This is a genomic window from Achromobacter pulmonis (assembly GCF_002885955.2).
Classification (GTDB): Bacteria; Pseudomonadota; Gammaproteobacteria; order Burkholderiales; family Burkholderiaceae_B; genus Achromobacter; species Achromobacter pulmonis_A.
In genome coordinates this window covers 370,768-392,981 of sequence record NZ_POQS01000001.1, presented here as the reverse complement: position 1 = coordinate 392,981, position 22,214 = coordinate 370,768, and the positions used below count along the sequence as shown (strand labels likewise).

General features: G+C 66.8%; 19 protein-coding genes. 11 read left to right on the top strand and 8 right to left on the bottom strand.

Annotated features, from left to right (window positions below):
* Positions 1-32: 32 nt before the first annotated feature.
* Both C1I89_RS01830 and C1I89_RS01825 read right to left on the bottom strand, forming a co-directional pair.
* A complete protein-coding gene (locus C1I89_RS01830; RefSeq protein WP_246842379.1) occupies positions 33-605 on the bottom strand; it encodes a class I SAM-dependent methyltransferase in 573 nt (190 codons plus the stop codon).
* Positions 606-833: 228 nt separating this feature from the next.
* Entirely contained in the window at positions 834-3,296 is a 2,463-nt protein-coding gene (locus tag C1I89_RS01825; RefSeq protein WP_102771103.1) for a penicillin acylase family protein, read from the bottom strand.
* Between the two features lie 230 nt (positions 3,297-3,526).
* On the opposite strand from C1I89_RS01825, the gene C1I89_RS01820 reads away from it, so the two are divergent.
* The 5 genes from C1I89_RS01820 (at position 3,527) to C1I89_RS01800 (ending at position 7,530) form a co-directional block, all read left to right on the top strand.
* Positions 3,527-3,910, top strand: a complete 384-nt coding sequence (locus C1I89_RS01820) for a hypothetical protein (RefSeq protein ID WP_102771102.1) — start codon at positions 3,527-3,529, stop codon at positions 3,908-3,910.
* Positions 3,911-3,919: 9 nt separating this feature from the next.
* Positions 3,920-4,138: a hypothetical protein gene (locus C1I89_RS01815; protein WP_102771101.1), complete on the top strand. Its 219-nt coding sequence runs from the start codon at positions 3,920-3,922 to the stop codon at positions 4,136-4,138.
* 141 nt (positions 4,139-4,279) lie between these two features.
* The gene (locus C1I89_RS01810; protein WP_258231306.1) at positions 4,280-4,708 is read left to right on the top strand and encodes a DUF6088 family protein; all 429 of its coding nucleotides are present in this window, start codon (positions 4,280-4,282) and stop codon (positions 4,706-4,708) included.
* Positions 4,671-5,798 carry a nucleotidyl transferase AbiEii/AbiGii toxin family protein gene (locus C1I89_RS01805; protein ID WP_102771100.1) on the top strand — a complete coding sequence of 376 codons (1,128 nt, stop codon included), beginning with the start codon at positions 4,671-4,673 and terminating at the stop codon, positions 5,796-5,798. Before C1I89_RS01810 ends, C1I89_RS01805 begins: the two co-directional genes overlap by 38 nt.
* A gap of 262 nt (positions 5,799-6,060) precedes the next feature.
* Entirely contained in the window at positions 6,061-7,530 is a 1,470-nt protein-coding gene (locus C1I89_RS01800) for a hypothetical protein (protein WP_102771099.1), read from the top strand.
* Between the two features lie 41 nt (positions 7,531-7,571).
* Here C1I89_RS01800 and C1I89_RS01795 read toward each other — a convergent pair whose 3' ends face one another.
* The 3 genes from C1I89_RS01795 to C1I89_RS01785 all read right to left on the bottom strand — a co-directional run bounded on the left by C1I89_RS01795 (position 7,572) and on the right by C1I89_RS01785 (position 10,286).
* A complete protein-coding gene (locus C1I89_RS01795; protein ID WP_102771098.1) occupies positions 7,572-8,729 on the bottom strand; it encodes a Fic family protein in 1,158 nt (385 codons plus the stop codon).
* A gap of 149 nt (positions 8,730-8,878) precedes the next feature.
* Complete coding sequence (locus tag C1I89_RS01790) at positions 8,879-9,244, bottom strand: hypothetical protein (protein ID WP_146196859.1); 366 nt, start codon at positions 9,242-9,244, stop codon at positions 8,879-8,881.
* 64 nt (positions 9,245-9,308) lie between these two features.
* On the bottom strand, positions 9,309-10,286 hold the full coding sequence (locus C1I89_RS01785) for a Bug family tripartite tricarboxylate transporter substrate binding protein (RefSeq protein WP_102771096.1): 978 nt from the start codon (positions 10,284-10,286) through the stop codon (positions 9,309-9,311).
* Between the two features lie 210 nt (positions 10,287-10,496).
* Between C1I89_RS01785 and kdgD the strand changes: the two genes are divergently transcribed.
* Positions 10,497-11,411 (top strand): 5-dehydro-4-deoxyglucarate dehydratase, encoded by a 915-nt coding sequence (gene kdgD, locus C1I89_RS01780; protein ID WP_102771095.1) that lies wholly within the window; start codon positions 10,497-10,499, stop codon positions 11,409-11,411.
* Between the two features lie 32 nt (positions 11,412-11,443).
* Here the strand turns inward: kdgD and ilvA are convergent, their stop codons facing one another.
* The gene (ilvA, locus tag C1I89_RS01775) at positions 11,444-13,030 is read right to left on the bottom strand and encodes a threonine ammonia-lyase, biosynthetic (RefSeq protein ID WP_102771094.1); all 1,587 of its coding nucleotides are present in this window, start codon (positions 13,028-13,030) and stop codon (positions 11,444-11,446) included.
* A gap of 547 nt (positions 13,031-13,577) precedes the next feature.
* Between ilvA and C1I89_RS01770 the strand changes: the two genes are divergently transcribed.
* Positions 13,578-15,806, top strand: coding sequence for an NADP-dependent isocitrate dehydrogenase (locus C1I89_RS01770; protein ID WP_102771093.1), 2,229 nt, complete (start codon positions 13,578-13,580; stop codon positions 15,804-15,806).
* A 63-nt stretch (positions 15,807-15,869) separates the two neighbouring features.
* Here C1I89_RS01770 and C1I89_RS01765 read toward each other — a convergent pair whose 3' ends face one another.
* Positions 15,870-16,664, bottom strand: coding sequence for an ABC transporter permease (locus C1I89_RS01765; protein ID WP_102771092.1), 795 nt, complete (start codon positions 16,662-16,664; stop codon positions 15,870-15,872).
* A complete protein-coding gene (locus tag C1I89_RS01760; protein ID WP_102771814.1) occupies positions 16,655-17,269 on the bottom strand; it encodes an ABC transporter ATP-binding protein in 615 nt (204 codons plus the stop codon). The genes C1I89_RS01765 and C1I89_RS01760 overlap by 10 nt, the downstream gene beginning before the upstream one ends.
* Before the next feature lie 318 nt (positions 17,270-17,587).
* Between C1I89_RS01760 and C1I89_RS01755 the strand changes: the two genes are divergently transcribed.
* Genes C1I89_RS01755 through C1I89_RS01740 form a run of 4 tightly spaced genes read left to right on the top strand, consistent with a single transcriptional unit; the run spans position 17,588 to position 22,179 of the window.
* Positions 17,588-18,955: a lysine N(6)-hydroxylase/L-ornithine N(5)-oxygenase family protein gene (locus C1I89_RS01755; protein ID WP_102771091.1), complete on the top strand. Its 1,368-nt coding sequence runs from the start codon at positions 17,588-17,590 to the stop codon at positions 18,953-18,955.
* A gap of 22 nt (positions 18,956-18,977) precedes the next feature.
* A complete protein-coding gene (locus C1I89_RS01750; protein WP_102771090.1) occupies positions 18,978-19,583 on the top strand; it encodes a GNAT family N-acetyltransferase in 606 nt (201 codons plus the stop codon).
* On the top strand, positions 19,580-21,433 hold the full coding sequence (locus C1I89_RS01745) for an IucA/IucC family protein (protein ID WP_102771089.1): 1,854 nt from the start codon (positions 19,580-19,582) through the stop codon (positions 21,431-21,433). Before C1I89_RS01750 ends, C1I89_RS01745 begins: the two co-directional genes overlap by 4 nt.
* Complete coding sequence (locus C1I89_RS01740; RefSeq protein WP_102771088.1) at positions 21,430-22,179, top strand: siderophore ferric iron reductase; 750 nt, start codon at positions 21,430-21,432, stop codon at positions 22,177-22,179. The genes C1I89_RS01745 and C1I89_RS01740 overlap by 4 nt, the downstream gene beginning before the upstream one ends.
* The last annotated feature ends 35 nt before the right edge of the window (positions 22,180-22,214 follow it).

The window sequence follows — 22,214 nt, the reverse complement described above, 5'->3', positions numbered from 1 at the left end:
GCTGAAGGCAAAAGTTTCAAAATCCGCGCTGGCTACGCCCGTCTGGCCAGGCTGAAGACCGAGGCCGGCGGCAGATTGAGCGGCACGAACCCGATCCGGCGGGCCGACAGGCCGCAGGCGTCCAGCACGCCGGGCGACACCGGGCAACGCATGCCGTAGGTGAACAGCTGCATCGAGCCGCCCTCCGACATGGCGTCGAACACCGCGGTCAGCAGCCGGTGATGAAGCGCGCCGCTCATGTTGCGCAATGGCAGTCCGCAGATCGCCGCGCCTATGCCTTCCAGCTCGGGATGGCTGTGGCGCGACAGCTCCAGCGCGCAGACCTGCAGCACGGCGGCCTGGGGAAACTGCGTGCGCAGGCTGGAACTCATGGCCGCGTCCTGCTCCACCAGCACCATGCGCGCCGGGTCCACGCCCCGGCGCAGCATTTCCCGGGTGAACACGCCGGTGCCGCAGCCGAGCTCCAGCACTTTGCCCGCATTGGGCGGAATGGCCGAGGTGATGGCCGCGGCCAGGGCTGGGCCGGACGGCGCCACGGCGCCGATGGCCGCGGGATTGGAAAGTAACGCCTTGACGAACTGCTTGCGCTCCTGCAGCCAGCTCATGGATGTTCGTGACGGGGACTTATGCGCTGCGGTGAAGTGGAAAGGCGAATGCATCGGTCGTTTCTGACTCCAGGTACGAAAACCTCCGCGCGCTTTTGCGCGCGGAGATTCAGCTTGAACGCACCGCCGGGCGGGCGGCGCGCGCTGCTATCCAGACCTTAACTGGCATCGACGGTTCAGGCACGAAACCGTGCGTAAGCACCCTTGTCAATCTGACAAGCGCCCCCCCTACTTGCCCGCCGGCCGCAGCGTCAGCGTATCGGCCCGCTCGCTATCCACCTTGGCGCGGCTGAACGCCATGGGGAAGTACTCGCCAGTGGCCCAGCCCTTGAGCAGGTTCTGGTAGTACGGGCTGCGCGGATCGGCGGACTGGCCGGGCACGTTCTGCACACGCGAATTGTCCCAGTTGGACACGTCGATCACCTGGCGGTACGAGGCGCCGCTGATCTGGCGGAAGTCCGACTTGCGGAACGTGGCGCGATGCACCGTGTCGTTGTCGCCGCCCACCGGATAACGCGGCGTGCCGTAGGCTTTGGCGGTGGCCTCGGGCAGCAGGCCGGCCAGGCTGTGCTCGAACTGGATGTGGTGCAGCTTGCCCCATTGCCACTGGGCCGGGTCCGAGCCGAGCTTGGCCTGCAGCTTCTGCACGCCATCGCCCAGCGCGGCCAGCAGCAGCGCGTCGCGGCCCTGCTCCGGCCGCTGGCCGAAGGCGGCGTCCGGCGCGGCCAGCTTCTCCAGCGTCTTGCGCGTGGACAGCTCGCCAAAGACGCTGCGGCCCGCGGCGGGCACATACAGGTCGGACACGCGCTTGACCACTTCGGGCAGCCAGAACTCATAGACCGTGGCGGCGCGGCTGTCGGTGCCCGTCTTGTAGTCCCAGTCCTTCAGCAGGCTCAAGGCCCGGCTCAACTGCGGATCGGCGGAGTTCAGCGACTTGGCGTAGCCGGCCAGCGTACGCGCCGGAATCGACAGGTTGTCGAACTGCAGGGCCTGCGAGTTCTGCACCGTCAGCCCCTTGCCGTCGGCCAGTACTTCGCGGATGCGCTGCACGCGGTAGGGTTCGGCCCAGGTGCGCGCCGACATGTCCCGGTAGCGGTAGTCGGCCGGCAGGTTGAACTCGTTGGCCGTGGCGAGGTAGCCCTCGGGCGGGTTGTAGACGCGCGGCAGCGCGCTGCCGGGCAGCACGCCGCGCCATTCGAAGTCGCCGTTGCCGGGCACGGGCAGCATGCCCGACCAGTCGGCGCGCGGACGGATCGGCGCGATGCTGCCGCCAAACCAGCCGATATTGCCGTCCACGTCGGCGTACACCATGTTCTCGCTGGGCGTGTAGTGCTTTTCCATGCCGGCCACGAACTCGTTCCAGTTCTGCGCCTGGTTCAGCCGCAGGCTGGCCAGATAGGCGGCCGTGCCCGGATATTCCAGATAGGCCGCGCGCAGCGCATAAGCCTTGCGCCGCACCGGATCTTCATAAATCACCGGACCATGGCGCGTGAACTTCAGCTGCCGCGTCGCCGCCGGCTGGCCGCGCACCGGAATCGATTCCTCCACCTGGCGCATCTTCTCCCAGCCGCCGCGGTAGCGGTACTCATTGGGATTGGACGGATTGGTATCGTAGACGTAGAGGTCTTCCTCGTCGCCGAAGGCGAAGATCGTCAGCCCGAATGCGATGCGGTCGTTGTGCCCCATGGAAACGCCGGGCAGCGCCGGCTCGCCGGCGCCGATCACGTTCCAGCCCGGCGCGTTCAGGTGCACCATGTAGCGCAGCGACGGCATCGTGATCGAACGGTGCGGATCGCCCGCCAGTATGGGCTTGCCGGTGGCCGTGTGCTGTCCGCCTATGGTCCAGTTGTTGCTCTCGTAGCGGGTCGCCATGGGATCGAACGCCGGGTCCAGCGCGGCCATCATGCCCGCCGACAGGCGGCTTGCCAGCGCCGCGCGCTGGTCTTCGGCCAGCGGGCTGCGCGGAAAATCCGCCGCCACGAACTTCTGGCCGGTGCGCGCCAGGCTGTAATTGGCGAGCACCTTGCTGTCCACCTGCTTCACGTCCAGCCCGGCCGGCACCTGCAGCGCCAGCGGCGGCTCGAAAGTGCTCAGGCCCTGGACCGTGTTCAAGCCCAGCGCGGCCACCCGCTGCGCCATTCTGACTTCTTCGTTGAGGTTGCGCGTCAGGCCGTAGATGCGGATGAGCGAGGTCTGCGGACTCCAGTAGCCGGGCTCGGTGCCGGTCAGCTTGAATTCCGGCGGCATCTGGTCGGGATGCGCCTTGACCCAGTCAACGTAGGCGTTGATGCCCGCCGCGAACGCGGTCAGGATCGCCTGGCCCTGCGGATGGTAGCTGGCGTATTCGGCCTGCATGTCGCCGCGGAACAGGAACAGGCGCGCGGCGCGGTCCTGCTCGATGAAGCGCGGGCCGAACTGTTCGGCCATCTTGCCCTCGCCCTGGCGGCGCCAAAGATCCAGCTGCCACAGCCGGTCGCGCGCGGCGCTGAAGCCCTGCGCGAAGAACAGGTCCGCCTGGTTCTGCGCGTAGATGTGCGACACCCCGTGGCGATCGCGCACGATCTCCACCGGCTGCGACAGCCCGGCCATATCGATGGTGTCTTTCTTGCTTCCCGGCGCGGCACAGCCCGCCAGCACCGCCACCAATCCGCCCGCCAGCAATGCAGCGGCCCTGCGATTGAACGTACGCATGACTCCTCCTCCGATGATTGGACTGCCATCGCTGCCGGTCTCGAGGCGCCATGCTTGCCGACGCTGCCGCTCGCAATGCCGTACAACTAAACCATGTGTCCCCCCTCTTGCGCAAGCAAGTTTTCAAGCATAAATTCTTCGATACCGCATATCGCTTGCGTCGCGAGCGAACTGCGCGCACGGCGTCAGAAGGTTGTTTTTCTATCCCTGTTCCCTTGAGGAGCGATGCGATGAAAGTGAAACACCTGTTCGGTCCCGCAGTTCTAGCCCTCGCCTTGCTGGCCCCCGCCACCGGCGCCGCGGCCGCCTCCGAGGGAGCCCCCATCCTCACCGGCCAGCAATGGTCGCAGTCCGACCCCAACCTGAAAAAAGCCTACCTGCTGGGCATGGCCAACCTGCTGCAGGTGGAACAGGCCTACCAGCGGCGCCACGCCCCCACTGACGCCCAGAGCCTGGTCCCGCGCTTCGCCAAGGGACTGCAGACGCAGACCCTGGACTCGGTGCGTGAAAGCCTGGACAACTGGTATGCGGCGAACCCGACAAGGATGGACCGCCCGGTGGTCGAAACGCTCTGGTTCGAAATCGTCGTGCCCGGCACGAAACGCGCGCGCTAGGAGACCGCCATGAAAACAGTTAGCTCGATCGTCATCGGCCTGGCGATGGTGTCGCTGGCCGGCTGCACCAACATGAGTTCCAAACAGCAAGGCACCCTGTCGGGCGCGGCCATCGGCGCCGCGGCCGGCGCCGGCATCGCCGCCATCGCCGGCGGCAGCGGCTGGACGGGCGCGGCCATCGGCGGCGTGGCCGGCGGCATTGCGGGGAATATTTACGGCGGGCAGTGATCCGGCCGGCAGACGGAAAGCGCGTCAAACCTTGCCGGCTACCCGGCAAGGTTTGACGCGCTAAGTCTTTGTCATACAATGGTTATTTGATAATCAATTGGCGAAGAACTATACTCTGCCTCAGTAATTTGGGATCCACCTATGATGCCCTTGAAGCAGCGCATGCTGCGATCCATCCAGCGCAGGCCAGGCAACGTCGTCCTGCGTTCCGAACTGGCGCCACTGGGAAGCTCCACCCAGGTTTCCGAAGCACTGAAAAAGCTTCAAGGAGAAGGCGTGCTTGTTCGCATCGGCACCGGCATCTACGCAAAAACCCGTCGCAGTTCGGTCACCGGCAGTATCGTGCCCGCCGGCAGCCTGGAAACGCTGGCGACGGAAGCCCTTAAAAAACTGAACATTGCGGTCAGCGCGGGACAAGCAGCTTCCGCCTACAACAACCGTCGAACCACCCAACTGCCCGGCGCTTTCGTCGCGAACACGGGCAACCGCCGCATCACTCGGAAAATCGAGGTCGGGGGACGCGCGCTGAAATATGAGAATAATTACAGACGCGCAGAAACAGGCGCTTGAGGACCTGTCCGCGGAAGGCTTGCTGCGAGGCCTGCCCATCCAGACCGCCGAGAAAGACATACACATCACCGAGCTGCTTCGCGGCCTGAGCGCGCTCGAAGTCCATCACGAGCACTTCCAACTAGCCGGTGGAAAAAAGGGAACCGGGGTAAGGCACGACGAGAATATTCAACTGGTGTTCGTAGGCGGCACTTGCCTGTCCAAAGCTTATGGCCTCATCAACCGGATGTCGGAAGACATCGACATCAAGGTGGTATTGCGCCCTCCGGCTTTGGCGCTGAAAAAAGACCGTGGCAACCGCGCGCGCCTGAAGGCCTTGCACCAGGCGGTCGCGGAACTGCTGGGCAAGTTGGGCTTCCCTCTTATCGAACAGGCCGGGAACCCGCATATCCGGGACTCTCATCGCTACTTCTTGGTGGATGCGGGTTACAAGACCGCTTTCGATGTGATTTCGAGCTTGCGGCCCGTGCTCAAGCTCGAACTGATTGAGCGTCAGCCATTGTTGCCGCTGGAACGCCAACGGTTCGGCTATCTCTACGAAACGCTGGCCGGCCAGCCGCCGTCCACCACGGTCGAGTTCGATTGCATTTCCGTTGCCGAAACACTGGCCGAAAAAGTGCTCTCTCTGTTGAGACGGTGCGCCGACGACTGGGACGGCCATCAAGCCAGGCGCGACAAGGCCAGGCAAGGCGCCGCGCAGGACGGGCAAAGCGAAGACGGTGGCAATGTACGCAAATACGGCATCGATCCGACGCTGGTTCGCCATATTTATGACGTCGCCCAGATCGTAAAAGCTGCGCCGCCGTCTCTGGACGCCGCCCATTCCATCTTTGCAGCGCTGTTGGAAAAAGATCGGGCGGAATTTGCCGGGCAGAATCCGGAATTCGACATGGACCCCGTCGGTGTGCTTACACGAACCCTGGCGGCCGCAAGTTCGAACGCCTGGCTTCGACAACAGTACGAGAAGGTGCTCATGCCGCTCGTCTATGACAACGAACCGCCGGCGTTTGACGAATCTTTCGCGGCGTTTGAAGCGATCGCCGCCGCGCTACTTTCGACTTGCCAAAGCGCCGCAAGCCCCGCCCGTTAGCGCCGCCCGGACATCGCATCCGGGCGGCGCCCCAACGCTCAGCGCTGCGAATCCAGCACTTCGTTGTTCTTCACCACTTCCTGCGCCTTGGCGTAGCTTTCGATCAGCATTCAGCCACATCATCGTCCCTGCATTATTTACATCGGGCCGCAAGGCTGGCGTACGGCAGGCAATCCCCCATGACGCACCGGCCCACCACGGCCCGCCCGGCGCAACCGGCATACACTGCAACGCCCGGCCTCTGCCTGCGCACGACTCCCTCATGACGTATCTGCTCTGGTCCCTGCCCGCCCTCATCGTCATTGCCGCCATCGCCAGCGGACGCGTGAACACCACGGTCGCGGCCATCCTGGGGCTGGCGGCCGCGCTGGCCGTGGCGCTAGGGGCCGCGCCCGCGCCATTCGATGGCGGGCAACTGGGGCAGGCGCTCACGCGCGGCCTGTGGATCGGCGCGATCATCACGCCCTATATCCTCGGCGGACTGCTGTTCTGGCACATGGCCGCCCAGCATCCCGCCGGCAAGGCGGCCGGCGCCGACGGCCCGGGCGATACGCTGGCGCGGCGCAGGCGGCTGTACTTCGCCTGCTTCCTGGTGGGTCCGTTCGCCGAAGCGGCCACCGGCTTCGGCGTGGGCATGCTGGGCACGGTGCTGCTGATCCGTCCGCTCAAGCTGCAGCCGCGCGAAACCATGGTGTTCGCGCTGCTCAGCCAGACCCTGATTCCGTGGGGCGCGATGGGCAGCGGCACGCTGCTGGCCTCGGCCTATGCGCGCGTGCCGGCCTCGCAGCTGGCGCTCTACAGCCTGGTGCCCGTGGCGTTGCTGACGGCGCTATGGATGGCGCTGTACTGGCGCACCGCCGCGCGCGCGGGGCTGCGCGCCGCCGCATCCGAACACTGGCGCGAAGCCGGCTGGATGACCGTGAGCCTGGCGGCGCTGGCCGCGGCCACCGCGCTGCTCGGTCCCGAGACCGCGCTGCTGGCGGCCTACGGCCCGCTCATCGTCGCGCGCTTCCTGCTCGACCGCCGCCCCGGCCGCGCGCAGTTGCAGGCCGCGGCCGGCGGCGCCCTGCCCTACATCGCCATGATCGCCTGGCTGGTGGCGACCCGGCTGCTGCCTGGCCTGAACCATGCGCTCTCGGCGCCGGCCGACTTCCGCCCGTACGCCGACCTGCCGGGCTGGCAGCCCTTGCTGCATGCGGGCAGCTGGCTCATCGCCGGCGCGCTGGCGCTGGCCGCGCTGCGACGCCAGCCGCAAGTCCTGGCCGCGCAGGCGCGCGCCGCCTGGACCACCGGCCGCCACGCCGTGTACTCGGTGTTCCTGTTCGCCATGATGGCCGAGGTGCTGGCCGGCGCCGGCATCTCGCAGGCCTACGCCGACGGCCTTTTCTCCAGCCTGCGCGACTGGACCGTGCTGATCACGCCCGTGCTGGCCGGCGCCTTCGGCATCCTGGCCAATAGCGGCAACGCGCCGAACAGCCTGTTCATGCCGTCCCAGCTATCACTGGCGCTGCAAGCCGGCCTGAACGTGCCCGCCGCGGCCGCATTGCTGCACGTGTCGGGGACCTCGCTGGGCATTTTTTCGCCGGTGCGGATGTCCATCGCCGCCGGACTTGCGCACGGCCGCGGCCAGGAACGCGCCGTCTACGCCGGGCTGCTGCCTTACGCGCTGGCCGCTTGCGGGGTGCTGCTGTGCCTGGCGCTGGTGTTGGCGTTGTCGGGCAGTCCGGGGTGAACGGGCCACGCTAACCACTTTCCCGGCACGCGCTTCAGGCGCTATTGCTCCACGCCATACAAGGCAGGAAGCAGAATCGGCAAGGACTCGAGTGGAAAAGCGAACCTGACCGGGGCATGGGACGTATCGGAAGCGACCAGGCCGGACTTCAGGGCCGCCGCCAATAGAGCGCGCCCCGTGCGTTCGCCCAGGCCGGTCATCTGAATGAACTCTCCGCGCGTGGTGGGACCTGCGGCAAACAGATGGTAAATGGGCAACGCGGCCTCGGGCCGCAACCGTCCCTTCGCCGTTTCCACCAGGACCGACGCCTTGATTTTTTCTTTCATCGAGTCCAGCGCCAACATTTCCCTCATGTAGGAAACCTGGTCTTCACATACCCCCAGGAAATATTCGATCCATTGCAACAGGCCCTTTTGAGTGAGGTTGCCGCGCCCATCCAGATCGCCTTGCCGCGGCGCGTCCGCGCCGGCCAGATAGCCGTAGTAGTCCGCGACATTTCGAGCCAGGCCACGATTGACCGACCATAGGCCCCGGGTAATTGGCAGCATGGCAGCGTGAGTCTGCAATCGCGCGGAGCGACCATTGCCGTCGGAGAAAGGATGCATCCAGGCCATCCGATGATGCGCGCAGGCGATGGCGATAAGCTGTGCATCACCGGCCCGTTGCCGGTCATAGTGCGCGGTGAACGACTCCATGAACCGTGGCAAAGCGCGCCAGACGGGCGGATGGTGGCGACCGACGACGACATCAACCTCCCGCAGCTCTCCCGGTTCGACGGATAGGCCGTCCTTGCTGATTCTGTCCGCCGGAGCAAGGCGGCCATACATGGCTCGATGAGCGAGCCTAGCGAAATCGGCGCTCAGCGGCGAATGGCTCTCGGCCAGACCTTCCAGTTCCCGTTCCGCCTCGATATGAGCCACGGCAACACGCTGCAATTGTGCAATTTCGGGCTTGTTCGAGTACTTGTCATGTAAAGCTGCGTCGATGTTCCTGGGGGTTGTGCTTTGGCCCTCGATCCTGTTGCTGTAATAGGAATTCATGCTGCGCAGCAGTTCGTGCAACGCTGCCCGAGTGCTTGCGTGGGCTATGCCTCCAAGTTCGGCCGCTTGGTTGACCACGGTCGCCGACCGTTCAATCAGGGGAGCGAGCACATGCTCGCCCGGAGATAAAGGCATGAACTGCTGCGGAGAATCGTACATTTTTCCGGTTTAAATTCCGATCTTTAAATCATCTATGTAATTGATATTACGGCACATATCAAGTGCAAATTTCTAGACACCAAGTTATTTTTGCCGCTTTTTTTTCCGGTTTTTTTGCCTTGCTCGCAGTACCGACCTATCCAGCCGGATCAACGCGGCACCGGCAACGGCGGCGCGGGCGTCAGCGGCCCGCTGGGCTGGCCCCGCGGCGCAGGCATGGGCGGCAGGCGCGACGGCGCCGGGCTGACCCATCCCGGCTGGCGGCCCGGGCTGCTGCCGGGCGCCGGAGGCGGACCCGGCGGCCTGCCGGCATTGGCGCAGCCCGTGCCCAGGCACGGCTCGGGCGCCGGCTCGGGATTGAAGAGCCGTGGGCAGGCGGAGCCCACGCAAGTGTCGGGAATGACTCGGGCCGAAGGCGGCGGCTGTGGCACGGCGGGCGTCGCGCCCTGGGCGCCGGCAACGGCGGACAGCGCCGCCAGCCCGGCCGCCAACACCGCTGTTTCACGCATTTTCATGGCTGCATGCTCCGCCCCGCGCGCCGGGGCCTGCCGCCAGGATTCCATGCCGGCGCGCCCGGCGTCAATCCAGGCGGATGTCGGTGCTCTTGACCACCGTGGCCCAACGCGCGCGCTCGCCGGCGAAGAACTGCGCCAGCTCGGCGGGATTGCGCGTGACGATTTCTGCGCCCTGCTCGTTGAGCTGGGCCTTGACCTCGGGCTGGTTGACGATCTGCGCCATCAGCGTGGACAGGCGCTCGGCCACCGGATCGGCGAAGGTCGCCGGCGCCATCACGCCCTGCCAGGTACCGGATTCGAAGCCGGCCACGCCCTGCTCGGAAATGGTCGGCAGGTCGGGCACCAGCTGCATGCGTTCGCGCTTGGAGATCGCGATCGGACGCAGCTTGCCGGCGCGGATGTGGGGCAGCGTGGCCAGCAGGCCGTTCATGATGATCTGGGTCTGCCCGCCGATGGTGTCGGTCACCGCCTGCGAGCCGCCTTTGTACGGCACGTACTCCCATTGCGCGCCGGTGGCCTGCTGCACCGCCACTGCGGCCAGGTGCGGCGCGCTGCCGATGGCCGTCACGGCGAAATTCAGGCGCTGCTTCCTGGACAGCGCGACCAGTTCGGGCACGGTGCGCGCCGGCACGTCCGGATGCACGGCCAGCACGTGCGGCGAATAGGCCAGCATGCCGACGGCGCGCAAGTCCTTGGAGGGGTCGAAAGACAGCTTGGTATAGACCGACGGACTGATGGCCAGCGCGCCCACGTCGCACAGCAGCACGGTATGGCCTTCGCCCGCGGCCTGCACCACCAGCCCGGCGCCCAGGTTGCCGTTGGCCCCGGGCTTGTTCTCGACCACCACCGTCTGCGACAAGGCTTCGCTCAGCCGCGGCGCCAGCAGGCGGGCGATGATGTCGGATGATCCGCCCGGCGGATATGGCACGATGATGCGCACCGGCCGGGTCGGCCAGCCGGACGGCTGCGCCCCCGCGGGCAACCATGGCGCCAGGCACAGCGCCGCGGCGCCGCCCAGGAACTGTCTCTTGCTCGGGTTCATGCTGTCTCCTCTCCAGGATATGCGCCGCGTCCGCTCGGCAGGCTAGTTATCATACAACTACAAGAATAATTCCAAACGACATAAAAAATATATTTCGGGTTTCCCCTTTAATGCCGCATATTTAGCTAGACCCTTCCTTGTAGCCCCGATTTTCATGTTGTACGATGACCTACCTCTTGAATCAAAAAACCACCCAGGACGAGCGCCCCCATGACGACTCCGCAGGAACTCAAGAACATTGTTTCGGACGGCTTGCTGTCCTTCCCCGTGACGGACTTCGACCAGAACGGAGACTTCAACGCCAGGGGCTATGCGCAGCGCCTGGAATGGCTGGCGCCCTACGGCGCCACCGCGCTGTTCGCCGCGGGCGGCACGGGTGAATTCTTCTCGCTGGCGCCGCAGGAATATGCCGACGTCATCCGGACCGCGGTGCAGACCTGCGCCGGCAAGGTGCCTATCCTGGCCGGCGCGGGCGGGCCTACGCGCAGCGCCATCGCCTATGCCCAGGAGGCCGAACGCCTGGGCGCCAAGGGCATCCTGCTGCTGCCTCACTACCTGACGGAAGCCTCGCAGCAAGGCATCGCGGCCCACGTCGAACAGGTCTGCAAGTCGGTGAAGATCGGCGTCATCGTCTACAACCGCGCGCAATCGCGCCTGTCGGCCGACAGCCTGGCCCAGCTGGCCGAACGCTGCCCCAACCTGATCGGCTTCAAGGACGGCGTGGGCGACATCGAGGCCATGGTGCGCATCCGCCGCAAGCTGGGCGACCGCTTTTCGTATCTGGGCGGGCTGCCCACGGCCGAGGTCTACGCCGCCGCCTACCGCGCGCTGGGCGTGCCCGTGTATTCCTCGGCGGTGTTCAACTTCGTGCCGCGCACGGCCATGGCGTTCTATCGCGCCATCGCGGCCGGCGACCACGACACGGCCAACCAGTTGCTGGACACGTTCTTCCTGCCCTACCTGGACATCCGCAACCGCGTGCCGGGCTATGCGGTCAGCATCGTCAAGGCCGGCGCCCGGCTGGTCGGGCACGACGCCGGCCCGGTGCGCGCGCCACTGACGGACCTGCTGCCCGATGAGATGGAGGCGCTGGACGCGCTGATACGCAAGCTCGGCCCGCAATAACAAGCCGGGCTGCAAGCCCGGATAAACCCGGTTCAAACCAGGAACTGGCGATACGCCTCGTTGTCGGTTTCCTCGAAATGGGCATAGCCCAGCTCGCGCAGAAAGGCGTCGAGCGCGCCGCTGTCGGCCAGCGGCGCCTGGATGCCGACCAGCGCCGAACTGAAGTCCGCGCCCTGGTTGCGGTAATGGAACAGGCTGATGTTCCAGTTGGGCGCCATCTCCGACAGGAACTTCATCAGCGCGCCCGGGCGCTCCGGGAACTCAAAACGGAACAGGAGTTCACCGCCCGCCAGCGGCGAGCGCCCGCCCACCATGTAGCGGATGTGCTGGCGCGACAGCTCGTTATTGGTCAGGTCTCCCACGGAAAAACCCTGTTCCTGCAGCGCCGCCATGATCTCGGCGGCGTCGCCGCGCCGCGCGATCTGCACGCCGACGAAAATGTGCGCGGTATGGGCATCGGCGATGCGGTAGTTGAACTCCGTCACGCTGCGCTGGCCGATCACGCGGCAAAAGCGCCGGAAACTGCCGCGCTCCTCGGGCACGGTCACGGCGAACACCGCTTCGCGCGCCTCGCCCACCTCGGCGCGGTCGGCCACGAAACGCATGCGGTCGAAGTTCATGTTGGCGCCCGACGTGATGGCGATCAGCGAACAGCCCTGCACGCCTTCGCGTTCCACATACTGCTTCAGGCCCGCCACCGCCAGCGCGCCGGCCGGCTCCAGCACGCTGCGCGTGTCCAGGAATACGTCCTTGATCGCCGCGCAGACCGCGTCCGTGTCCACCAGGAGCACCTCGTCCAGGTGCGCGCGGCACAGGCGGAAGGTTTCCTCGCCCACCAGCTTGACCGCCGTGCCGTCCGAGAACAGCCCCACTTCGGCCAGGCTGACCCGTTCGCCGGCGCGCAACGACTGCGCCATGGCGCAGGAATCCTGGGTCTGCACGCCGATCACCTTGACCTCGGGCGCCACCGCCTTGACGTAGGCCGACACGCCGGCCGCCAGGCTGCCGCCGCCGATCGGCACGAAGATCGCGTGCGGCGCGCCCGCATGCTGGCGCAGGATCTCCATGCCCACCGTGCCCTGGCCGGCGATCACGTACGGATCGTCGAACGCCGGGATGAAAGTCAGCGCATGCTGCGCGGCCAGCGTCTGGGCGTGGGCATAGGCGTCGCTGTACGAATCGCCCGCCTGCACCACCGTCACCGTCGGCCCGCCGTGGGCGCGGACCGCGTCCACCTTTACCTGCGGCGCGGTCTGCGGCACCACGATGGTGGCGCGCACGCCGAGCTTGGCGGCCGAGATCGCCACGCCTTGCGCATGATTGCCGGCCGAGGCCGTGATCACGCCGCGGTCCAGCGCGGCCTGCGGGGTGTTGCGCATCTTGTTGTAGGCGCCGCGCACCTTGAAGGAAAACACCGGCTGGTTGTCCTCGCGCTTGAGCAGCACGGTGTTGCCCAGGCGCGCGGACAGGCCGCGGGCGGGGTCCAGTTCGGTCTCGCGGGCGATGTCGTAGACGCGGGCCGTGAGGATCTGCCTCAGGTATTCCATCGGCGAGGCGTTGCCGTGCTGGAATGCGGCGGGGTTAGCGGCTTCTGAACTGGCGGAAGGAGTTGCGGACATGCGGTTCTCTGCTTTGGGGGTTGGCTTTGCCCGGCAGAGGCGGCCACAAAAAACCCGCCTCGTGGGGCGGGTGGCTGTGACTGTTGCGGTCGCGCGCTAACCCACCATTCCAGGAATGATGGTAATAATCAGCGAAATGCGAACGGCGCGGAAATTCATGGGCCGTAGCTTCCTCCAAGCGCCGCGCTTTGTCAAACGAGACCCGCGGCGGGCCTGCCCGAAATAATGCGTCCCCGTTTTATCGCCTGCGCCTGCGCGTATCCCGCGCCCGACACCGCCGTTTTTCCTGCGCGCCAGACGGGCCGCGGTATTACAATGTAAGGTTCGTGGCAGTCGCACCTCCCTGGAGGCGGACCTGGGTCCGGCCGGTACAACCGGCCCTCCCCGGCCGGCCAAACAAAAAAGGGCGGGCGCCGGCCATGCTGGGCAGACGCTCACGGCCTGCGCGCCTGCCCGGACGAACCCACTCTCGACAACATCTACCGGCTTCGCGCCGCATAGCATGTTCGGGTTTGCGCCTAGCGCCTGCCGAACAGATTCAAGGATCATGTCTCTTACTCCGAAGATTATCTATACCCTCACCGACGAAGCGCCGGCGCTCGCAACCCGTTCGCTGCTGCCCATCGTCCAGGCCTACACCAAACCCGCCGGCATCACCGTCGAGACCCGCGACATCTCCCTGGCCGGCCGCATCATCGCCGTGTTCCCGGACTACCTCGACGACAGCCAGAAGCTGGGCGACGCCCTGGCCGAGCTGGGCGCGCTGGCCGTGCAGCCGGAAGCCAACATCATCAAGCTGCCCAACATCAGCGCCTCCATGCCGCAGCTGAAGGCCGCCATCAAGGAACTGCAGCAACAGGGCTACAAGCTGCCCGACTACCCCGACGCCCCGGCCAACGACACCGAGCGCGACATCAAGGCCCGCTACGACAGGGTCAAGGGCAGCGCCGTCAACCCGGTCCTGCGCGAAGGCAACTCCGACCGCCGCGCCCCGCTGTCGGTCAAGAACTACGCGCGCAAGCACCCGCACAAGATGGGCGCCTGGTCGTCCGACTCCAAGTCGCACGTGTCGCACATGAGCGAAGGCGATTTCTACGGCACCGAGAAGTCGGCGCTGATCGCCGCCGCCGGCGACGTGAAAATCGAACTGGTCGCCGCTGACGGCGCCGTCACCGTCCTGAAGGACAAGACCCCGGTCAAGGCCGGCGAGATCATCGACGCCGCCGTCATGTCCGCCGCCAAGCTCAAGTCCTTCCTGCAGGCCCAGGTCGACGACGCGCGCGCCCAGGGCGTGCTGTTCTCGGTGCACCTGAAGGCCACCATGATGAAGGTCTCCGACCCTGTCATCTTCGGCCACGTGGTGTCCGTGTTCTACAAGGACGTGCTGGCCAAGCACGCCGACGCGCTGGCCCAGGCCGGCTTCGACCCGAACAACGGCATCGGCGACCTCTACGCCAAGATCCAGTCGCTGCCGGCCGACCAGCAGGCCGCCATCACCGCCGACATCGACGCCGCCTACAAGACGCTGCCGGCACTGGCCATGGTCAACTCCGACCGCGGCATCACCAATCTGCACGTGCCCAGCGACGTCATCGTCGACGCCTCCATGCCCGCCATGATCCGCGACTCGGGCAAGATGTGGAACGCCGCCGGCGAACTGCAGGACGCCAAGGCCGTGATCCCCGACCGCAGCTACGCCGGCGTCTATCAGGCCGTGATCGACGACTGCAAGGCCAACGGCGCCTTCAACCCGGTCACCATGGGCAGCGTGCCCAACGTCGGCCTGATGGCCCAGGCCGCCGAGGAATACGGTTCGCACAACAAGACCTTCGTGATCCCGGCCGCCGGCACCGTCCGCGTGACCGACGCCGCCGGCGCCGTGCTGCTGGAACAGGCCGTCGAGGCCGGTGACCTGTGGCGCATGTGCCAGACCAAGGACGCCGCGATCCAGGATTGGGTCAAGCTGGCCGTCACCCGCGCCCGCGTCAGCAAGACGCCGGCCGTGTTCTGGCTGGACGAGAACCGCGCCCACGACGCGCAGGTCATCGCCAAGGTCAAGCAGTACCTGAACGACCACGACACCAGCGGCCTGGACCTGCGCATCCTCAGCCCGGTCGAAGCCACCAAGTTCTCGCTCAAGCGCATCCGCGCGGGCCAGGACACCATCTCGGTGACCGGCAACGTGCTGCGCGACTACCTGACCGACCTGTTCCCCATCATGGAACTGGGCACCAGCGCCAAGATGCTGTCCATCGTGCCGCTGGTCGCCGGCGGCGGCCTGTTCGAAACCGGCGCCGGCGGTTCGGCGCCCAAGCACGTGCAGCAGTTCCTGGAAGAAGGCTTCCTGCGCTGGGATTCGCTGGGCGAATTCATGGCGCTGGCCGCCTCGCTGGACCACCTGGGCCGCGCCTATGACAACGCCCGCGCCCTGGTGCTGGCCAAGACGCTGGACCTGGCCACCGCCAAGTTCCTGGACGAGAACAAGTCGCCCGAGCGCAAGGTCGGCGGCCTGGACAACCGTGGCAGCCACTACTACCTGGCCATGTACTGGGCCCAGGCCCTGGCCGCGCAGACCGACGACCGCGAACTGGCCGGCCAGTTCGCCCCCGTCGCCCGCGCCCTGGCCGACGGCGAGGACACGATCCTGGCCGAACTGAAGGCCGCCCAAGGCAAGCCGGTGGACATCGGCGGCTACTACCAGCCCGACCAGGCCAAGGCCAGCCAGGCCATGCGCCCCAGCGCCACGCTGAACCAGGCGCTCGCCGCCATCGCCTAAACGGCGCGACGCGACGCAAAAAAACCGGCAGCCTTGCGGGGCTGCCGGTTTTTTTTTCGCGCCTCAGGCCTGCAGCCGATCCAGCCGCAGCCGTCCGCGCTCGTCCGTAAGACGCCGCATGGCTCCATACGCCGCGCCCATGGCGGCCATGCCGCTGGCGCCGCACAGCAGGAACATCAGCAGGATCTGGTACTTCGCGGCCTCTATCGGGTCCATGCCGGCGATGATCTGGCCGGTCATGATGCCCGGCAGCGTGATAATGCCCGCCGCCGACATCTGGTTGATGCTGGGCACGATGCCGCGCCGCACCGATTCGCGCAGCAGCGCCGAGAAGGCCTGGCGCGCCGGCGCGCCCAGCGACAGCCGGGCCTCGATCGCCTGCTTTTCGCGCCGCACGCCCGACAGCATTCCATCCAGCGCCAGGCTGGCGGCGTTGAGCACGCTGCCCAGCACGATGCCGATCAGCGCGATCGCATAGCGCGGGTCGTACCAGGGCTCCGGGTGCAGCGCGGTGTTGAGGATGAACATCACGGTGATGAGGGTCGTCGCCGCCACCGCCGCCGCGCCCACCCAGCCGTTGCCATGCCCGACCAGCCGGGCCTTGGGGCGCGCGGCCACCTCGCGCGCCGCCAGCGCCATCATCACCGCCACCACCAGCGCGGTCAGCCAGGGCGCCGCATGCGCAAACACGATGCGCAGAATATGGCCGACCAGCAGCAGCTGCACCACCGTGCGCAGCGCCGCCCACAACAGCTGCCGCTGCACGTTCACGCGCAGCGCGAACGAGATCCCGGCGCTCAACACCACCAGCAGCGACGCGACGACCAGATCCAGCGTATCCAGTTTGATCACGTCCATAGCGCCTCCAGCCTCCCCTGCTCCATGCGCCAGGCGCGGCGCGCCATGCGACGCGCCTGCTCGGCGCTGTGCGTGACCATCAGGATCGCCGCACCGCCGTCCAGGTAGCGCCGCAGCTCCTCTTCCACCCGTCCGGTAGCGGCCTGGTCCAGCGCAGCGGTCGGCTCGTCCAGCAGCAGCACGCGCGGGTCCAGCGCCAGCGCGCGCACCAATCCTAGGCGCTGGCGTTCGCCGCTGGACAACTCGTTGACCAGCGCATCCAGCTTGTCCTCGGACAGGCCAAGCCGGCCCATGATCGCGACGGCGCGGGCGCGGTCCTTGAAATGCGGCGCCACGCGGTCTTCCCACCAGCCCGCCTCGGCCTGGCAGTACATGACCTGCCGGCGCCATTCATGGCCACGCATGCCCGAACGGCGCCGCCCGCCCAGCTCGGCCTCGCCGTGGCCCGGGTCCAGATCGGCGATCTGCCGCAACAGCAATGATTTTCCGGCCCCCGAAGGGCCGAGCACGGCGGCGCATTCGCCCGCCGCGAGATCCAGGCTGACGGGCGCCAGGCGGCGGCTGTAGAGGCCGCGCAGCCTGAGCAAGGGAGCTTCGTCTGACATGGCGGCAAGCATAACCCGTGACACGGCCCTATGCGTTTCGCCACCCTGCATATGGATGCCGCCTATGTGTTCTTTGCAATCCAACGCTGCAAAAAACGATTTGCTAGAGTACATATATTGCAAATGCGAATCATACCCATGCAGATGCTTGAGTCGTGCAACAGCGGTGCAGACAATCCTTCGCCGATGCGGTGGACAGGCCGGCAACCCCGCCAGCCGCGCCCCGTTCCCACCGATTAGACGCCGCGCCCGGCCTTGTCCCGCGGCGCTCGTTGCAGAACGCCGCCCGTGAATCACAGACCCAGAGGTGGCACCAACATGACCCGTGAACTCTATGACTTCGTCGCCATCGGCCTAGGCCCGTTCAATCTCAGCCTGGCCTGCCTGTCTGCTCCGCTGCCCGGCGTGCGCGCCCTGTTCCTCGACAAAAAGCCGGGCTTCGACTGGCATCCCGGCCTGCTGATCGAGGCCTCCACGTTGCAGAATCCGTTTCTGGCGGACCTCGTCAGCCTGGCCGATCCGCGCAGCGAATACAGCTATCTCAACTACTGCAAGCAGACCGGCCGCATCTACTCGTACTACATGCGCGAAAACCACTACCTGACGCGCGCCGAGTACAACCGCTATTGCAAATGGGTGGCCGCCCGCCTGCCCAACCTGCGCTTCAACAGCGACGTGCAAAGCGTCCTGCACGATCCCGCGACGAACACCTATCTCGTCACCGGCCAGCACAGCGCCACCGGCGAACGCTTCATGTTCCGCTGCCGCAAGCTGGTGCTGGGGCTGGGCTCGCAGCCGGCACTGCCGGCGTGCTGCGACCGGCGCGAGGCGCCCTACATCCACAGCGCCGACTATCTGCGCCACAAGCCCGCGCTGCAACGCCGGGATTCCATCACGGTGATCGGCAGCGGCCAGAGCGCCGCCGAGGTCTTCCACGACCTGCTGCGCGACAGCGACGCGCACGGCTACAGCCTGGCCTGGATCACGCGCTCGCCGCGCTTCTTCCAGATGGAAAACACCAAGCTCACGCTGGAACTGATCTCGCCGGACTACACCGACTACTTCCACGACCTGCCCGAAGCCCGCCGGCGGCAGATCCTGGCCGAGCAAAGCAGCCTGTATAAGGGCATCAACGCCTCACTCATCAACCAGATCTACGACCTGCTCGACGAAAAAATCCACAACGGCGACCGCCGCTACACGCTGCTCACCAACGCGGAACTGCGCGCCAGCCGCTACGACCGATCCGCCGAGCGCTACCAGCTGGAATTCCGCCACGTCGATACCGCGCAGCCGTTCTCGCACGCCACCGACGGGCTGGTGCTGGCCACCGGCTACGCGCGCAGCATCCCCGCGTGCGTCAACCCCATCCACGACCGCATCGCCTGGACCGAACACGGCGGCTACCGCGTCGCGCGCAACTACACCATCGACCACGGCGGCAACGAAATCTTCGTGCAGAACAGCGGCCTGCTCAGCCACGGCGTCACCAATCCCGACCTGGGCTTCTGCTGCTACCGCAACTCGCAGATCCTGCGCGACCTCACCGGCCACGAGCACTACGCCATCGAGCCCCGCACCGCGCTGCAGGACTTCCGTCCGCCTGCCGGCGGCATGCTGCGCCACCGCGTGGCGGCGCTCGACCCGATGCCGCTGCTCGACGGGCACCGGGCGGCCTCGGTCTGACCCGAGTCCGCAAGGAGCCGCGATGATGATCATGACCGCCACCTTCCTCAGCGCCATCGACCGCCAGGCGCGCAACCGCTATGACGACGGCGCCGGCCTGGCGCTGCGCCCGCTGGACCCGGCCGCCGACGCCGCCCTGCTGCGCCAGTGGTTCTCGATGGACTACGCCCGTTTCTGGTCCATGCAGGAGCACACCGAGGCGCAGGTGCGCGAATTCTACGAAGCGCTGGCCGACAGCGGCCACGCCGCCGCCTGGCTCGGCAGCTACCAGGACCGCCCGGCCTTCCTGCTGGAGTGCTACGACCCCGCCCACGACCAGGTCGGCGAGCACTATCCCGTATGCCACGGCGACCTGGGCATGCACATCTTCATCGGACCGCCCGAGGTGCGCATCCCTCACTTCAGCCGCCGGGTATTCGCCTTCGTCATGCGCTTTCTGTTCGACCGGCTGCACGCCCGGCGCGTGGTGGTCGAGCCTGACAGCAACAACATCAAGATCCATGCGCTCAACCTGGCCATGGGTTTTACCTACGCCGGCCAGGCGCGCTTTCGCGAAAAGACCGCCAGCATCGCCTTCTGCACCCGGCGGCAGTTTGAACAGGCCCAACTCCAGGAGTCGTCCCTATGAGCACCCAGCCCCATCCCGCCCGGATCGCCGACCACCTCGCCCCCGACGTCTGGCAGAAGGTCAACCGCCTGCTACTCAGGAAAGCCATCTCCGAATACGCCCACGAATGGCTGCTGGAACCCGAGCGCCTGGGCCCGGCCGAGGCCCCCGGCTTCGACCGCTACCGGCTGGCGCTGGCCGACGGCCACGCCGTCTACCATTTCGACGCCCAGATGATGGCCATGCGCCACTGGCGCATCCCGCCCGAGTCCATCTCCAAGACCGTCGCCGGCACGCCCGCGCCGCTGGACGCGCTGCAATTCGTGATCGAAATCCGCGACAAGCTGGGCCTGCCCGAAGACCGCCTGCCCATCTACCTGGACGAAATCACCAGCACGCTGCACGGCAGCGCCTACAAACACACCCGCGATGCGCTGCCCGCTGCCGAGCTGGCGCTGGCCGACTACCAGACCATCGAAACCGCCATGATCGAAGGCCATCCCAGCTTCGTCGCCAATAATGGCCGGCTGGGCTTCGACGCCGAGGACTACCACGCCTACGCCCCGGAATGCGCCAGCCCGATCCGGCTGCTGTGGCTGGCGGTGCACAAGGACAACGCCCATTTCGCGTGCCTGTCCACCATGGACCACGACAGCCTGCTGCGCGACGAACTGGGCGCCGCCGTCCTGGCCCGCCATCGCGACACGCTGCGCGACATGGGCCTGGACCCGGCCGACTACTACATCATGCCCGCGCATCCCTGGCAGTGGTTCAACAAGCTGTCGCTGGCCTTCGCGCCCTACGTGGCCGCGCGCAAGATCGTCTGCCTCGGCTACGGCGACGACGACTACCTGGCGCAGCAATCGATCCGCACCTTCTTCAACATCTCCCAGCCCGGCAAGCATTACGTCAAGACCTCGCTGTCCATCCTGAACATGGGCTTCATGCGCGGGCTGTCGCCCTACTACATGTCCGGCACCCCGGCCATCAACGAGTACATACACGGGCTGATCGCGTCCGATCCCTGGCTGCGCGAAAACGGTTTCACCATCCTGCGCGAAGCGGCCTCGCTGGGCTTTCGCAACTACTACTACGAAGCCGCGATCTCGGTCGACACGCCCTACAAGAAGATGTTCTCGGCGCTGTGGCGCGAAAACCCCGTCGCGCTGATCGGTCCCGGCCAGCGCCTCATGACCATGGCCGCGCTGCTGCACGTCGACCCGCAAGGCGGAGCGCTGCTGCCCGCGCTGATCCGCGCCTCGGGCCTGAACACCGGCGCCTGGCTCGAACGCTACGTGGACGCCTATCTCACGCCGCTGGTGCATTGCTTCTACGCCCATGACCTGGTCTTCATGCCGCATGGCGAAAACGTGATCCTGGTGGTCGAAGACCACGTGCCGGTGCGCGCCTTCATGAAAGACATCGCCGAGGAATCGTCCATCCTCGACCCGCAGGCCGCGCTGCCCGAGAACGCCCGCCGCCTGGCCGCCGACGTGCCCGAAGAGTACAAGCTGCTCACCATCTTCGTGGACGTGTTCGAAGGCTACTTCCGCCACCTCTCGCAGGTGCTGGCCGATACCGGCCTGATGCACGAGGACGCGTTCTGGAAACTGGTGGCCGGCCGCGTCGCCGCCTACCAGCAGGCGCATCCGCAGCGGCTCGACAAATACCGCCGCTACGACCTGTACGCCCCCGACATGATCCATTCGTGCCTGAATCGCCTGCAGCTGGCCAACAATCTGCAGATGGTCAACCTGGCCGACCCGATCGGCAGCTTCCAGATGGCGCCGCGCCTGCCCAACCCGATCGCCCCCTACCGGCCGCAGTGGCTAGACCAGGAAGCGGCCGACGCCGCGCGGGCGCTTGCGTGAACCGCGAACTGGAAGACCTGCTGGCGCTGACCGCCCGCCTGGTGCCCGGCCTGGCCGGCCAGGTCGCGGCGGGCAGCGGCCCGGGCATCCGCCCGGGCGCCGACAACGCCCAGGCCATCGCGGGCTTGCGCGACATCTGGCGCCAGCGGCATCCCGAGGCCGGCCCGCACTACCTGGCCCTGCGCTGCTGGGGGCTGCTGATCTGGCAGCCGGTATACCTGAGCGTGATCGCGGCGCACCGCAGCGCCATCGTGCCGGACCTGTCCGGCATGAGCCTGCCGGTGCCGGACGACGGATTCATCATCGGGTATACGCTGCCGCCCCACGCCCCCTGGCGCGCCGACCCATGCCAGCGCATCCGTGCCGCCGCCGCGCAGCTGCGCACGCTATGCGCCGGCTTCTACGGCGAACTGAGCCGCGCGCTGCGGATCAGCGCGCGCGCCGCCGAAAGCATGCAGGCCGATTGCGTGCTGCAGGCCCTCCTGGCCGCGCGCCGCGACCACGGCGCCTGCGCCAACGCCTGGGCCCAGCGCCAGGCCGGCCTGTGGCTGGACCTGCTCGGCCTGCAGGGACGCAGCGGCTACCTCAGCTACGAACGCGCATCGCTGCCGCGCATCGCCGTCGACCGGCAGGTCTGCTGCCATGACTTCCGCAAGCGCGACGGCGACTACTGCAGCACCTGCCCCAAACTGGATCTTGCCGACCGCATGGCCCGGATCGACGCCGAGCACGCCGAAGCCGCCTGAAGGCGCGGCGGCCCGGGCGGCACGGCACAAGGAGT

Coding starts and splice junctions, on each gene's coding strand:
- C1I89_RS01830 (WP_246842379.1), bottom strand. CDS start 605: ATGAGCTGGCTGCAGGAGCGCAAGCAGTTCGTCAAGGCGTTACTTTCC.
- C1I89_RS01825 (WP_102771103.1), bottom strand. CDS start 3,296: ATGCGTACGTTCAATCGCAGGGCCGCTGCATTGCTGGCGGGCGGATTG.
- C1I89_RS01820 (WP_102771102.1), top strand. CDS start 3,527: ATGAAAGTGAAACACCTGTTCGGTCCCGCAGTTCTAGCCCTCGCCTTG.
- C1I89_RS01815 (WP_102771101.1), top strand. CDS start 3,920: ATGAAAACAGTTAGCTCGATCGTCATCGGCCTGGCGATGGTGTCGCTG.
- C1I89_RS01810 (WP_258231306.1), top strand. CDS start 4,280: ATGATGCCCTTGAAGCAGCGCATGCTGCGATCCATCCAGCGCAGGCCA.
- C1I89_RS01805 (WP_102771100.1), top strand. CDS start 4,671: ATGAGAATAATTACAGACGCGCAGAAACAGGCGCTTGAGGACCTGTCC.
- C1I89_RS01800 (WP_102771099.1), top strand. CDS start 6,061: ATGACGTATCTGCTCTGGTCCCTGCCCGCCCTCATCGTCATTGCCGCC.
- C1I89_RS01795 (WP_102771098.1), bottom strand. CDS start 8,729: ATGTACGATTCTCCGCAGCAGTTCATGCCTTTATCTCCGGGCGAGCAT.
- C1I89_RS01790 (WP_146196859.1), bottom strand. CDS start 9,244: ATGAAAATGCGTGAAACAGCGGTGTTGGCGGCCGGGCTGGCGGCGCTG.
- C1I89_RS01785 (WP_102771096.1), bottom strand. CDS start 10,286: ATGAACCCGAGCAAGAGACAGTTCCTGGGCGGCGCCGCGGCGCTGTGC.
- kdgD (WP_102771095.1), top strand. CDS start 10,497: ATGACGACTCCGCAGGAACTCAAGAACATTGTTTCGGACGGCTTGCTG.
- ilvA (WP_102771094.1), bottom strand. CDS start 13,030: ATGTCCGCAACTCCTTCCGCCAGTTCAGAAGCCGCTAACCCCGCCGCA.
- C1I89_RS01770 (WP_102771093.1), top strand. CDS start 13,578: ATGTCTCTTACTCCGAAGATTATCTATACCCTCACCGACGAAGCGCCG.
- C1I89_RS01765 (WP_102771092.1), bottom strand. CDS start 16,664: ATGGACGTGATCAAACTGGATACGCTGGATCTGGTCGTCGCGTCGCTG.
- C1I89_RS01760 (WP_102771814.1), bottom strand. CDS start 17,269: ATGTCAGACGAAGCTCCCTTGCTCAGGCTGCGCGGCCTCTACAGCCGC.
- C1I89_RS01755 (WP_102771091.1), top strand. CDS start 17,588: ATGACCCGTGAACTCTATGACTTCGTCGCCATCGGCCTAGGCCCGTTC.
- C1I89_RS01750 (WP_102771090.1), top strand. CDS start 18,978: ATGATGATCATGACCGCCACCTTCCTCAGCGCCATCGACCGCCAGGCG.
- C1I89_RS01745 (WP_102771089.1), top strand. CDS start 19,580: ATGAGCACCCAGCCCCATCCCGCCCGGATCGCCGACCACCTCGCCCCC.